The organism is Devosia sp. J20-27 (assembly GCF_055808595.1).
In genome coordinates this window covers 2,924,016-2,937,453 of the sequence record NZ_CM147875.1, presented here as the reverse complement: position 1 = coordinate 2,937,453, position 13,438 = coordinate 2,924,016, and the positions used below count along the sequence as shown (strand labels likewise).

Sequence of the window (13,438 nt, the reverse complement as noted above, 5' to 3'; positions counted from 1 at the left end):
TCGTGCCTACAGCCGTTCGTCAGAGCCCCAGTGACTTGATCTTGCGGTGCAAGGCGCTGCGCTCCATGCCAACAAACTCGGCCGTCTTGGAGATGTTGCCGCCAAACCGTTCGATCTGCGCCAGGAGATACTGGCGTTCGAACACTTCGCGCGCTTCGCGCAGCGGCAGGCTCATCAGATGCGCCGACCCGTCGGTGTCCCCGACCGTGGGCAGCACTTCGCCGATATCGGACGGCAGCAGGGCGGCCGTGATCACGCCGTCCGGCGGCGCCTGGTCCTTGACGAGGATCAGCAGCCGCTCGATGGAATTGCGCAACTGCCGCGCATTGCCCGGCCAGTCCTGTCCCTGCAGCACCGCCACGGCGTCACCGCCGATCGACAGGCTGCGCAGGTTGTGCATGCGGCAGACCTGCTCGATGAACACCTCGACCAGCGGCGGCACGTCCTCGCGCCGCTCGCGGAGCGGCGAAATGTGGATCGGCACGATCGACAGCCGGTGGAAGAGATCGGAGCGGAACTGCCCGTCCTCGATCAGTTGCGCCACGTTCTGCGAACTCGAGGAGATGATGCGCACATCGATCGGCACCGGCACCGTGCCGCCGACGCGGTTGAACTTGTTTTCCACCAGGGTGCGCAGCAGTGCCTGCTGCGCCGCTGCCGGCAGTGAGGCGACCTCGGAGAGGTAGAGCGTCCCGCCATGCGCTTTTTCCAGCGCCCCGACCTCGGTCCTGAGGCTGCCGGTCTTTTCCCGCACCTCGCGCCCGAACAGCACCACCTGCACTTCATCGGGCGAATAGAGCGAGCAGTTGATTTCGACGAACGGCGATTCCGAGCGGGCGCTGCGCATATGCAGCTGCCGCGCCACAAGGCCCTTGCCGGTGCCCGACGAGCCGGAAATGAAGATGCGCGAATTGGTTGGCGCCGATTTCTCGATGATGCCGCGCACCTGTTGCAGCGCCGGCGAGGTGCCGACCATCTCGACCGATTTGCTGCTCGAGCGCTCGCGCAGGTCCGCGACTTCCGATTTCAGCCGGGTCGCTTCCATCGCCCGCTGCGTGATCAGCAGCAGCCGGTCGATCTTGAACGGCTTTTCGATGTAGTCATAGGCGCCGCGCCGGATGGCCGAGACCGCCGTTTCGACATTGCCGTGTCCCGAGATCATCACCACCGGCATGTCGGGGTGCTGGCTCTGGAAGACATCGAGCAGTTGCAGCCCGTCCAGTCGCGAGCCCTGCATCCAGATATCGAGGAACACCAGGCTCGGCCGCCGCCGCGCAATTTCGTTGAGCCCGGAATCGGCATCATGCGCCTGTCGGGTCTCGAACCCCTCGTCTTCCAGGATGCCCGCGATCAGGTCGCGGATATCGTCTTCGTCATCGATGATCAGAATGTCGAGCGCCATCAGGTGTTACCTACCGCCTGCAATTGCGGTTCCCCTTGTTTTTCTGCCTCAGGTGTCGCCCCACCCGCATTCGTCGTATCTGCTGCTGCCGTGTCAGTCGTCTCTATCGTCTCTTCTGCACTCTCATGTGACTGAAGTGGCAGAGTAAAAGTAAAGCAGGCGCCGACGCGCCCGCTCTGGTCCGGTTCAGCATCCACCAGCTCAACCTTGCCCCCGTGCTGCTCTATGATCTTGGCAACGATTGCAAGCCCCAGACCCGTCCCCTTGTCACGCGTGGTGATGTAGGGCTCGAGCAAGCGGTTTCTATTCTCTTTGGGCCAGCCCTTGCCATTATCAGAGATCGAAACGCGCGCCACCTGGCCTTCGATCCGTGCCGCGACCACAATTGTCGGCTCCTTGATCGCCTCCAGCCCGGCACCTTCGATGGCTTCCACGGCGTTCTTGATCAGGTTGGTCAGAACCTGGCTGATCAGGCGGTTGTCGAACCAGGCAATGATCGGCTGCTCGGGCAGGTCGACCGTAACCTGGACTTCGGGCAAGCGCACGCTTTCGAGGAACACCGCCTGGCGCACCGCATCGGACAGATCGCCGGTTTCCAGCTTGGCCTCCGGCATGCGCGCGAACGAGGAGAACTCGTCGACCATGCGGCCGATATCGCCCACCTGCCGGATGATGGTGTTGATGCATTTGTCAAAGACTTCGAAGTCGTCTTCGAGCTTGGAGGCATAGCGCCGGCGCAGCCGCTCGGCCGAGAGCTGGATTGGCGTCAGCGGGTTCTTGATCTCGTGCGCGATACGGCGCGCCACGTCGGCCCAGGCACCAGTACGCTGCGCCGACAGTAGGTCTGTGATGTCGTCCAGCGTCACCACATAGCCCTTGGATTCCGCCATCGTGCCCTCGCGGGTCAGCTGCACCTGGTAGGTGCGGTAGTCCGGGCCGGAGCCAATCTCGATCTGGTCGCGGATCTGCCCGCGCCGCGATGATTTGGCCCGCTCGATGATGGGGCCGAGCGCCGGAATGACTTCGCCGATCTGCTCGCCCACCAGGGTGATTTCATCGCTGCCGACCATTTCGGCGGCCCGCGCATTGACCAGCGTCACGGCGCCGAAGGCATCGAGGCCGACAATGCCGGCCGACACGCCCTCCACCACCGCCTCGGTGAACTGCCGCCGCTTCTCGTTGGTCTCGCTTGCTTCCAGCAGTGCCACACGCTGCGACTTGAGCTGCTGCGTCATGGTGTTGAAGCGGTTCGAGAGGTCGCGCAGATCACCCCTGCCCTCCTGCACCGGCACCTGCACGTCGAGGTCGCCATCCGAGACGCGGCTCGAGGCAATCATCAGGTTGCGGATCGGGTCGACAAAGCGATTGGCCAGCGCAATGCCGATCCACAGGGCCGCCAGCAGCAGCACCAGTGCCAGGCCGATATACATGATGGTGAAGGTGATCTGGAACACCAGCCGGTTCGACTCGTAGTCGCGGTATTCGGTGATGTTCTCGTCGGTGAGCCGCATGAATTCGAGGACTTCCTGGTCCACCGGCCGCGCCACGAAGAGATAGGTGTCCTCATAGCCGCGCAGCTTGACCACCGCGCCCACGAGGTTGGTGCTGCCCGGATTGATCAGCGTCGGCTGGCCGACGTCAACGCCCGAGGTCAGCCCGTCGGGGATCTGCGGCGGCGTGCCTTGGACATTGATCTGGGCCCGCATCAGCGCGCTGCCGTCGCGCGAGATCAGCGAGGTGAACGGCAGCGACCGCGTCACGGCGAGCGCCGTGAGGATGCGCTGGAACTTCTCCTTGTCGGTTTCGAACGTGCCGCGCGCCTGCTCCAGCTCGGTCGCCACCCAGATGATGTCGTCGCGCAGCACCTGCGCATGTTCGAGCATGTAGGAGCGCGCCACCAGTCGTGACGCCTCCACCATGGTGCGGGTTCGCTCGGAGAACCACTGGTCCAACCCCTGGTTGAGCGAGATCGTCGCCACCACAGCCACAAGGGCCGCGGGCGCCACGGCCACCACCGCGAACATCGCCACCATGCGGAACTGCAGTCCCGACCCGGCCTCCCGGCGAATGCGGGCCCGCAGCAACAGCGTCGCTTCGGTCGCCACCAGTGCCACCACCAGCAGCACCAGCAGGCCATTGACCGCCCAGATCATCGCCCAGACCAGCGGGGTCGGCTCGATGCCGGTCGCCCCGGTCATGATCAGGAATGAACCCGACGACACCAGCACCGACAGCAGCACGATGATCAGCCCGATGGCCCGAATGGCCTGCCAACTCCGCCCGCCGAAAAACGCCGGACGAAGTCGTCCGGTTGACGACTCCATCGGCGAAGTCGGACCTGGCAGTACGGCGTCGCTCATCTGGTCAACCGGTTCAAACGTGGGTCTTGGGACAGGCTATGCCCACAATGCCGGACCCTTCAAGACAAATGTTGCTAAAATGTGACACCGCCCCGATCCAGCCGCATTCAGCGGTGAATCAGGCCAACCACAGCACTGCCGCCAGAGGTAGCGCCCGTGCGGCGAGCGTCAACCCTGACGCCGGCTTTGTTTCACGATCTCAATGGCATGGGCGCGAATCTTCTTGCGAAGCGTGTTGCGGTTCAGCCCCAGGAGATCTGCCGCCTTGATCTGATTGCCGCCGCAGGCATTGAGCGCCATGGCGATCAGCGGCGCCTCGACGCGGTCCAGAACGCGCTGGTAAAGGCCTGCCGGCGGCAGATTCGGTTCATGCTCGCGCAGCAGCTGCGCCACGTGGGTCTCGACGGCGGTCGACACATCCACCGGCCCGCTCGACGTGCTGATCGGCTGCCGGTCGGCAATGTTGAGCTCGCTCTGCACGATCTCGAGCGAAATGCTCTCGTCGGCGTAGAGCGCCGAGAGACGGCGAACGAGGTTTTCCAGCTCGCGCACATTGCCCGGCCAGGAATAGTTCTGCATCAGCCGGATCGCTTCGGGCGAAATCGCCTTGACCGGCTCGCCTTCGCGTTGCGCCGTACGCAGGAAATGCTGCACCAGATCGCCGATATCGTCGACGCGCTCGCGCAGCGGCGGCAGCCGGATCGGCACGACGTTCAGCCGGTAGTAGAGATCCTCGCGGAACAGTCCCTGCCGGATCATCTGGCTGAGGTCGCGATGGGTGGCGGCAACGATGCGGACGTTCGACTTGATCGGCGTGCGACCGCCGACCATGGTGTACTCGCCCTCCTGCAGCACCCGCAGCAGGCGGGTCTGGGCATCCATCGGCATGTCGCCGATCTCGTCGAGGAACAGCGTGCCGCCCTCGGCCTGCTCGAAGCGGCCCGAGGATCGCGCCGTGGCACCGGTGAACGCCCCCTTTTCGTGGCCGAACAGTTCGGCCTCGATCAGGTCGCGCGGGATGGCCGCCATGTTGATGGCAACGAATGTGCCGTTGCGGCGCTTGCCGAAATTGTGGAGGGCCTTGGCCACCAGTTCCTTGCCGGTGCCGCTCTCGCCGGTGATCATCACCGTGAGGTCGGTCTGCATCAGCCGGGCCAGGGCCCGATAGATGTCCTGCATCGCCGTCGAGCGGCCGACCAAGGGCATGGTCTCGCCTGGCTCTTCGGCCTTCTTCTCGGCCATCGTCGGCTTCTTGGCATCGGCCAGGGCCCGGGCCACCACCGACAGCACTTCGGTGATGTCGAAGGGTTTTGGCAGGTACTCGTAGGCCCCGACCTCATTGGCCCGGATCGCCGTCATGAAGGTGTTCTGCGCGCTCATCACGATGATCGGCAGATCGGGCCGCAGCTTCTTGATCTTGGGCATGATGTCGAACGCATTGCCGTCCGGCATGGCCACGTCGGTGATCAGCAGATCGCCCTCGCCGCGGCTCACCCAGTTCCACATGGTGGAAAGATTGCCGGTCGGTCGCACCTCGTAGCCGGCGCGCGTCAGGGCCTGGTTGAGCACCATACGGATGGCTGCATCATCATCCGCAAGCATAATGGTATGGCTCATTTGACCAGCGCCTCTTCGGTGGTTTCCTGCACGAACGCACCGCTCGCCACAGGCAGCAGAATGCGGAAGCGCGTGCGTCCGGGGCGGCTGTCGCTGTCGATGACGCCGCCATGGTCGCCGATGATCTTGGCCACCAGCGCCAGGCCAAGGCCCGAGCCGTTGGTCTTGGTGGTGACGAATGGATCAAACAGGATCGGCAGCAGATCGGGCGGAACGCCGGCGCCATTGTCCTCGATAATGATTTCCAGCGGCAGCGAGATACGCTGGCTGACGCCCTGCACCGAGATGCGGATGCCCGGGCGGAACGCTGTCGAGATGCGAATTTCCGGCTTCTGCGTGCGCTCAAGCGCTTCGGCGGCATTCTTGACCAGGTTGAGGAACACCTGCACCAGCTGGTCCCGGTTGCCATAAACCGGCGGCAGCGAGGGATCGTATTCCTCGTAAAAGCTGATGCCGCGCGCCACGCCGTTCTTGGCCAGCAGCTTCACCCGGTCGAGGATGACATGAATATTGATCGGCTCGCGTTCGATCGGCCGGTCGTCGCCGAACACCTCCACCTTGTCGATCAGGTCGACGATGCGGTCCACTTCCTCGCGCACCAGCCGGGCCAGCGGAATCTCTTCGGGCGTTACCGACTGCTCGAGCAATTGCGCGGCGCCACGGATGCCCGAAAGCGGGTTCTTGATTTCGTGCGCCAGCATCGAGGCGAGGCCTGTCACCGATCGGGCCGCACCGCGGCTCACCAGTTGCCGGTCGATCTTGTCGGCCATGGTGCGCTCCTGAAACAGCAGGGCAATGCGCCCGTCGAGTTCGGAAATCGGGCTGGCGAAGGCGTCCACGATCCGTTCGTTGGCAGCATCGCCGAAACGCGAGGAATCGACGCGGACTCGATATTCGGTCATCGGCGCGCGCCGTTCGGCGACGGCCGCCACGAGGCTGACGATCGGCGAGCCGAAGGCTATCAGGTCGTCGAGCTTTTGCCGGCTGAGCACGCTCAGCGAGGCGCCGAAAAACGCTTCCGCCGCATAGTTGACGAAGGTGATGGTACGATCGTCGGAGCAGACGATGATCGGTTGCGGCAATGCCTGCAGCACCGAGAGTGGCATCATGGGCAGGTTCTGGTCGCTCATGCCGCCTGCCTCCAGCCCGCAAACAGCTGCACCATGCCGTCGATCACCTCGGCAGGCTGTTCCGAGGCCAGAATGGCCTTGCGGCCGGCCTTGTCGACCGGCAAGCCGCTGGCCTCGAGATACCAGTCGAGGTGCTTGCGGGCGACCCGCACTCCGAGTGCCGTTCCATATTCCACCAGCATCGCCTCGTAATGCTCGATCACCAGATCCAGCAGCGCCTCGCCCGTGGGGGCCTCGAGAGGCTGGGCACCGGCGAGAGCCGCACCCACCTGCCCCACCAGCCATGGCCGGCCCTGCGCCCCGCGGCCAATCATCACCGCTGCCGCACCCGACTGGTCCAGCGCCGTGCGGGCAGCCGCGAGATCGACAATGTCGCCATTGACCACCACCGGGACATCAACCGCCTCGACCACCGGAGCCACCAGTTCCCAGCGCGCCGTGCCCTTGTAGAACTGCTGGCGTGTCCGGCCGTGTACGGTAATCATCTGCACGCCCGCATCGACCGCCCGACGCGCAATGTCGGCGGCGTTCAGGCTGTCATCGTCCCAGCCCAGTCGCATCTTGACCGTGACCGGCAGCGGCGTCGCGCCGACCACGGCCTCGACCAGCTTGAGCGCCTCGTCGGGCACCCGCATCAGGGCCGAGCCGGCATAGCCGTTGGTCACCCGCTTGGACGGGCAGCCCATGTTGATATCGATAATATCAGCACCCGCAGCGCAGGCGATCTCGGCGCCGCGCACCAGCCATTCGGCCTCGCAGCCCGCCAGTTGCACCATGTGCGGCAGGCTTCCAGACTTGGAGAGCTTGCGCACCATCTCGTGATGGCCGGTCGCCAGGGCATTGCTGGCAATCATCTCGGAGACCACGAGACCCGCGCCAAAACGCTCGGCAATCCGACGCGTGGGCGCATCGGTGATGCCGGCCATAGGCGCAAGAAAAGCACGGTTGGGCAGGATGTGACCGCCGATGCTCAAGTCGCAGGCAAAATTAGCCACTAAGTGCCCCAGAAATGCTCATGTTCAGCAATTGCCTCAACAATAGTCAAAATCTGCGGAAGCGCAACCATCTCAGTGCCTTCGGCCTGAGCATAGAGGCCTCACGACTTGCTCCGCCGGATTGTCGCCGCTAGAGGAAGTCACCACCCGGACAGGGATTGCCGTGACCAGACTCAAGAGCATCGCCGCCATCATCGTGGCAGCCGGCCGCGGCGAACGTGCCAACGCTAGCGGAGAGACGACGCCGAAACAATACCGCCTGCTCGCAGGCGAACCGGTTTTAGGGCGTACTATCAACGCATTGCTGGCATGCGACCGTATCACCTGGGTGCTGCCCGTGATCCACCCGGAGCACGCCGAGCGCTATGCGGCACTCGCCCTCACCGACCCCCGATTGCTGCCCGCCGTGGATGGCGGTGCCGAACGGCAGGCCTCGGTGCTCGAAGGTCTGAAAGCACTCGCGCCGCTGCGCCCCGATCTGGTGCTGATCCAGGACGCGGCGCGACCATTTGTCGACCTCCCGCTGATCGAGGGCGTCATCGAAGGGCTGGGCAGCCACGACGCGGCCCTGCCCGTCACCCCGGTGACCGACACCATCAAGCGCTCTCAAGACGGCAGGACGGTCGACGCCACCGAGGACCGACGCACACTGTTTGCTGCCCAGACCCCGCAGGGATTCCGCTTTCCGCAGATTTTCTCGGCCCATATGCGGGCCACGCGGGTCCCGCGCCCATTCACCGACGACGCCGCAATTGCCGAGTGGGCAGGTCTCACTGTTGCCTTGACGCCAGGCAGCACACGCAACATCAAACTGACGCATCCCGAAGATTTCGGGCGCGCCGAACGCATGATTGGACGGGAACACGCCATGGAATTCCGTCAGGGAATGGGGATCGACTTCCACCAGTTCGAACCGGGCGACGGCGTCTGGCTGGGCGGCATCAAGATTCCGCACAGCAAGAAGCTCAAAGGCCATTCAGATGCCGACGCAGCGCTGCATGCGCTGACCGACGCTCTCTACGGGGCCATCGGCGAGGGTGACATCGGCACGCATTTCCCGCCCAGCGATCCGCAGTGGAAAGGCGCTGCCTCGTCGATCTTCCTGGAGCACGCCGCAGGCCTGATCACCGCCCGTGGCGGTCGCATCGTCAACGTTGACCTCAACATTGTCTGCGAGGCGCCGCGCATTGGCCCGCACGTCGCAGCGATGAAAGAAACCATCGCAAGTGTTTGTGGAATTTCGATTTCACGCGTCGCCGTCAAGGCAACCACCAGCGAGCGCATGGGCTTTGCCGGCCGCGAGGAAGGGCTGATGGCCATGGCCACTGCCATGGTCGAACTCCCGAGGGAGGACTGATGTTTTCCGCCAGCATTACCGACAAGGCTGCCCGCCTGAACCGGGCGCTCGTGGCGCGGGGCGAGATGATCGTCACCGCCGAGAGTTGCACCGGCGGATTGATCGCCGGTGCGCTGACCGACATTCCCGGCTCGTCCGAGGCGGTGTTCGGGGGCTATGTCACCTACGACAACCGCGCCAAGATCGAGATGATCGGCGTCGAAGAAGACCTGATCGAACGCTGGGGCGCGGTGTCGGAATCGGTGGCGCGGGCCATGGCCGAGGGCGCCCGCGAGACCGCCAGTGTCGAAGTCTCGATTGCCGTCACGGGCGTCGCCGGACCCGGCGGCGGCTCGGCTGAAAAGCCCGTCGGCCTCGTTCACTTCGCCTGTGCGACGGCAGGCGGCACGGTCGTGCTGGAACGCCGCTTTGGCGACATCGGCCGCCGGCAGGTGCGGGAGATGACGGTCGAGGCAGCGCTCGATCTCGTACTCGACTGCCTCGGGGCGTCGTCCTAGCCGAACCGCCTGTCGGCTTCGTCCGCAAAGGCGTCGAGGATCTCGTCCTGCTTGGCCGTGAAGGCCGGCTCGGCGACGGCAGCGATCAGCGGGTTGTTGAACTTGAAGTCGATATCGAAGGTCACCCGGCCGCCCGACCCCTCCGGCTCGAAGCGCCAGATGCTGTCGAGATAGGCGAACGGCCCGTCCACGGCCTTGGCACTGATGGTCAGCGCCACCGGATCGGCGGTGACCTTGCTGGTGTAGGACTGGGTCAGCGGCCCGAACTTGATGGTCATCCTGGCATAGCGCACGGCCGGATCGGCGGGGTCGGTCCTCACCTCCATTGCCGTGCAGTTGGGAACAAAGCGCGGATAGGATTCGAGGTCGTTGACGAGGTCGAACATCCGTTGCGGCAGATGCGGCGTGTGCCGCTCGTAGAATTGGTCAGGCATGGCACTCAAGCATGTTTGGCAAGGCGCGCGGCCCTGAGCTTGGCGAAGTCTTCGCCGGCGTGGTGCGACGACCGGGTCAGCGGACTGGACGACACCAGCCCGAACCCCTTCGATGTCGCGATGGAGGCGAAGGACTTGAATTCCTCCGGGGTGACAAAACGGATCACCGGGTGATGCTTGCGCGTCGGCGCCAGGTACTGGCCGATGGTGAGGAAATCGACATCAGCCGAGCGCAGGTCGTCCATCAGCTGCAGCACTTCGTTCCGCTCTTCACCGAGGCCAACCATGATGCCGGACTTGGTGAACATCGTCGGGTCGAGTTCCTTGACCCGCTGCAGCAGCCGGATGGAATGGAAATAGCGGGCGCCGGGCCGCACCTTGAGGTACTTGCTCGGCACCGTTTCCAGATTGTGATTGAAGACGTCCGGTTTGGCCGCCACCACCGTTTCCAGGGCCCCGTCCTTGCGCAGGAAGTCCGGCGTCAGGATCTCGATCGTGGTCTTCGGGGTACGGGCGCGAATGGCGCGGATCACCTGAGCGAAATGCTCCGCCCCGCCATCGGGCAGGTCGTCGCGGTCGACCGAGGTGATGACCACATGCTCGAGGCCGAGCTTTTCGACGGCAATGGCCACGTTCTCGGGTTCATTGGGATCGAGCGCCGTCGGCAGGCCGGTGCGCACGTTGCAGAAGGCGCAGGCCCGCGTACAGATCTCGCCCATGATCATCATGGTGGCGTGCTTTTTCGACCAGCATTCGCCGATATTGGGACAGCCTGCCTCCTCGCACACGGTGACGAGATTGTTCTCGCGCACGATCTGCTGGGTCTCGCGGTACACGGCGGAGCCCGGCGCGCGGACGCGGATCCAGTCCGGCTTGCGCAAGACTTCGGATTCCGGCCGATTGACCTTTTCGGGATGGCGCGGGCGGCTATCGATGAGAGTGACCAAGGTGACGGGTCCTATCGCTTTCGGCACAACCTGCCGATGTGCGGCAAGTATACCCCAGAATGACTCCGAGCAGATATCGCGCTGACGCATATCTGCTCGTCTGACCCGTCTCTGGTGGGAGCCGGGCCGCGGTTTCAAGCCCGCAGCCCGGAAAGACTGCTAGGCAGCGCGACGTCCGCGAATGGCGCGGGCGATGGCAATCAGCAGGCAGGCGCCGATCACCGCAACAATCAGCTGACCGATAATGCCGCCCATGGTGGCACCGAAGATCAGCATCAGGATGAAGTTGCCGAGCACGGCCCCGACGATCCCGAGAATAATATTCATCACGAGGCCCTGGTTGGACTTCATGAGTTTTTCAGCAATCCAGCCGGCAAGCGCGCCGATGATGATTGCCATGATCCAGCCTACACCTTCCATTTGCCTTCTCCTTTGGTGTCCGTTGTGCCAAAGCAACGCAGAACCGGGCAAATGGATGCGAAATCACGGCTTTCCGTGTTTCGCGACGTTTAAAAAGACGTGGCGGATGAGCCGCCGCAGTTCAACTCCACATTCGGTCAGGTCAATAGCAGTAGGCGGTGACCATTTCGTCGCCACCCAGCACGCGATAGCTCAGTTGCGTCATCTCACCGCGCAGGTCCGTATCCGCCAGCAGGTCCTGGCCGGCAGCTCCATCCTCGTAGATGCGCAGCCGCAGCAGGTTCTCGTTGACCCGGTAGACATAGAGCCGTACCGGCACATCCCGGAAGACGGCCAGCTGTTTGAATTCGCGCTCGGCCGGCTGCTTCGCATAGGCCAGCACCGGCAGTTCCGACGGCTTGAGGTCGCGCACCACCTGGTGCGTCCCCTGCCCCGTGGTCACGGCACCCGCGCAGGTCACCGACGTCGATGCCGGACTGATGGCCCATGCCGGCGACGCCACCAGCACCAGCAGGCCAGCAAGACTGACCAGACCACGGCTCATCGGGCGATGACCCGGGCAATGACGATGACCACGATGGCGCCGATGGTGGCGGTGATGACCTGGCTCAGCAGGGCATTGCCGATCGGCAGCGCAATATTGGCGGCAGACAGCAGCCAGCCGCCGACGAACGCGCCGATCACCCCGACCACCAGATTGCGCAGTAAGCCGCCGCCGCCGAGCACGAGGCTCGCCAGCCAGCCGGCCACCAGACCGATCCCCAGGAAAATCAGCAGCGCCGTCGTATCGGTAGGCATTGGCAGGCTCTCCGGTGGGACGGGATGGTCCATCAGATATTGAGGGCGCGCCCGAACGCGTCGAGGGCGCTCTCCTTCATCGTTTCACTGAGCGTGGGGTGCGGGAAGATGGTGTGGAACAGATCTTCCTCGGTCGTCTCCAGACCCATGGCCACGACAAAGCCCTGGATCAGTTCGGTCACCTCGGCGCCGACCATGTGCGCGCCCAGCAGTTCGCCGGTCTTGGCATCAAAGATCGTCTTCACCAGCCCCTCGGGCTCGCCCAGCGCGATGGCCTTGCCATTGCCCACGAAGGGGAAACGGCCGACCTTGATCTCGCGTCCGGCTTCCTTGGCCTTGGTCTCGGTCAGGCCGACGCTGGCCACCTGCGGCTCGCAATAGGTGCAGCCCGGCACCCGCAATTTGTTCAGCCCGTGTACGCCCTTGAGGCCGGCAATCGTTTCAACGGTGATCACCGCCTCATGCTCGGCCTTGTGCGCCAGCATCGGCGGTCCGGCGACATCGCCGATGGCCCAGACGCCCGCCACATTGGTGCGGCCGTAATTATCGATGACGATGGCACCGCGGTCGACCTTGACGCCGATCTTTTCGAGCCCGAGGTTCTCGCTGTTGCACTGCACGCCGACCGCCGAGATCAGCTTCTCACCCTCGATCTGCTGCTTGGAGCCATCCTTGAGCTCGACATGGGCGACCACGCCGGTCTTGGTCTTGTCGACCTTGGCCACCTTGGCGTCCGTCAGGATCTTGATGCCGCGCTTTTCGAAGCGCTTGCGCACCAAGGCGGCAATCTCGCCATCCTCGACCGGCAGAACCTGCGGCAGCAATTCGATCACGGTCACCTCGGCGCCCATCGAACGATAGAAGGAGGCGAACTCCATGCCGATGGCACCGGACCCCATGATGACCAGCGACTTGGGGAATTTTTCGGGCTTCATCGCCTCGAAATAGGTCCAGATCTTGTCGCCGTCCGGCTCGATTCCCGGCAAGGCGCGCGGCCGTGCGCCGGTGGCCACGATGATGTTTTTGGCGGTGTAGCTGCCCTCGCCCAGCGCGTTCTTGGGGATCGGTCCCTGCGGCTGCACGATCTGCTTCTTGGTCGGCGCCACCGCGACCTCGTTGGGCTTGGTGAACACCGCCTCGCCCCAGATGATGTCGACCTTGTTCTTCTTCATCAGGAACTGCACGCCATTGTTCATCTGCGCCGCAATGCCGCGCGAACGCTTGACGATGGCCTCGAGGTCAAAGCCGAACTTCTCGGCGGTCAGCCCGTAATCCTTGGCGTGGCCCATATGGCCATATACCTCGGCCGTGCGCAGCAGCGCCTTGGTCGGGATGCAGCCCCAGTTCGAGCAGATGCCGGCCATGTGCTCGCGCTCGACGATGGCCACCTTCATGCCCAGCTGCGCGCCGCGAATGGCCGCGATATAGCCGCCGGGGCCTGCGCCGATGACGATGAGATCGTAGGAATTGGCCATTGGGAC

The 13,438-nt window shown here is 64.1% G+C and carries 13 protein-coding genes; 2 read left to right on the top strand and 11 right to left on the bottom strand.

Annotated features, from left to right (window positions below; all coding sequences use genetic code 11):
- Positions 1-19: 19 nt before the first annotated feature.
- The 5 genes from ntrX to dusB all read right to left on the bottom strand — a co-directional run bounded on the left by ntrX (position 20) and on the right by dusB (position 7,504).
- Positions 20-1,402: a nitrogen assimilation response regulator NtrX gene (gene ntrX, locus AC0L4C_RS14470; protein WP_473400367.1), complete on the bottom strand. Its 1,383-nt coding sequence runs from the start codon at positions 1,400-1,402 to the stop codon at positions 20-22.
- Positions 1,402-3,762, bottom strand: coding sequence for a sensor histidine kinase NtrY-like (locus tag AC0L4C_RS14465; protein ID WP_473400366.1), 2,361 nt, complete (start codon positions 3,760-3,762; stop codon positions 1,402-1,404). The genes ntrX and AC0L4C_RS14465 overlap by 1 nt, the downstream gene beginning before the upstream one ends.
- 168 nt (positions 3,763-3,930) lie before the next feature.
- Entirely contained in the window at positions 3,931-5,379 is a 1,449-nt protein-coding gene (ntrC, locus tag AC0L4C_RS14460) for a nitrogen regulation protein NR(I) (RefSeq protein WP_473400365.1), read from the bottom strand.
- The gene (locus tag AC0L4C_RS14455) at positions 5,376-6,509 is read right to left on the bottom strand and encodes a two-component system sensor histidine kinase NtrB (protein ID WP_473400364.1); all 1,134 of its coding nucleotides are present in this window, start codon (positions 6,507-6,509) and stop codon (positions 5,376-5,378) included. The genes ntrC and AC0L4C_RS14455 overlap by 4 nt, the downstream gene beginning before the upstream one ends.
- Entirely contained in the window at positions 6,506-7,504 is a 999-nt protein-coding gene (gene dusB / locus AC0L4C_RS14450) for a tRNA dihydrouridine synthase DusB (protein WP_473400363.1), read from the bottom strand. The genes AC0L4C_RS14455 and dusB overlap by 4 nt, the downstream gene beginning before the upstream one ends.
- 163 nt (positions 7,505-7,667) lie before the next feature.
- Between dusB and AC0L4C_RS14445 the strand changes: the two genes are divergently transcribed.
- Together AC0L4C_RS14445 and AC0L4C_RS14440 are read left to right on the top strand one after the other, a co-directional pair.
- Complete coding sequence (locus tag AC0L4C_RS14445; RefSeq protein ID WP_473400361.1) at positions 7,668-8,861, top strand: bifunctional 2-C-methyl-D-erythritol 4-phosphate cytidylyltransferase/2-C-methyl-D-erythritol 2,4-cyclodiphosphate synthase; 1,194 nt, start codon at positions 7,668-7,670, stop codon at positions 8,859-8,861.
- Complete coding sequence (locus AC0L4C_RS14440; RefSeq protein WP_473400360.1) at positions 8,861-9,358, top strand: CinA family protein; 498 nt, start codon at positions 8,861-8,863, stop codon at positions 9,356-9,358. Before AC0L4C_RS14445 ends, AC0L4C_RS14440 begins: the two co-directional genes overlap by 1 nt.
- Here AC0L4C_RS14440 and AC0L4C_RS14435 read toward each other — a convergent pair.
- From AC0L4C_RS14435 to lpdA, 6 genes are all read right to left on the bottom strand, one after another.
- Positions 9,355-9,792: a type II toxin-antitoxin system RatA family toxin gene (locus tag AC0L4C_RS14435; RefSeq protein WP_473400359.1), complete on the bottom strand. Its 438-nt coding sequence runs from the start codon at positions 9,790-9,792 to the stop codon at positions 9,355-9,357. The two genes, AC0L4C_RS14440 and AC0L4C_RS14435, sit on opposite strands and share 4 nt — an antisense overlap.
- Positions 9,793-9,797: 5 nt before the next feature.
- The gene (gene lipA, locus AC0L4C_RS14430) at positions 9,798-10,739 is read right to left on the bottom strand and encodes a lipoyl synthase (RefSeq protein ID WP_473400358.1); all 942 of its coding nucleotides are present in this window, start codon (positions 10,737-10,739) and stop codon (positions 9,798-9,800) included.
- 159 nt (positions 10,740-10,898) lie between these two features.
- Entirely contained in the window at positions 10,899-11,159 is a 261-nt protein-coding gene (locus AC0L4C_RS14425; protein WP_473400357.1) for a GlsB/YeaQ/YmgE family stress response membrane protein, read from the bottom strand.
- A 142-nt stretch (positions 11,160-11,301) separates the two neighbouring features.
- Entirely contained in the window at positions 11,302-11,703 is a 402-nt protein-coding gene (locus AC0L4C_RS14420; protein ID WP_473400356.1) for a hypothetical protein, read from the bottom strand.
- Entirely contained in the window at positions 11,700-11,957 is a 258-nt protein-coding gene (locus AC0L4C_RS14415; RefSeq protein WP_473400355.1) for a GlsB/YeaQ/YmgE family stress response membrane protein, read from the bottom strand. The genes AC0L4C_RS14420 and AC0L4C_RS14415 overlap by 4 nt, the downstream gene beginning before the upstream one ends.
- A 32-nt stretch (positions 11,958-11,989) precedes the next feature.
- Entirely contained in the window at positions 11,990-13,432 is a 1,443-nt protein-coding gene (gene lpdA, locus AC0L4C_RS14410) for a dihydrolipoyl dehydrogenase (protein WP_473400354.1), read from the bottom strand.
- Positions 13,433-13,438 lie beyond the last annotated feature (6 nt).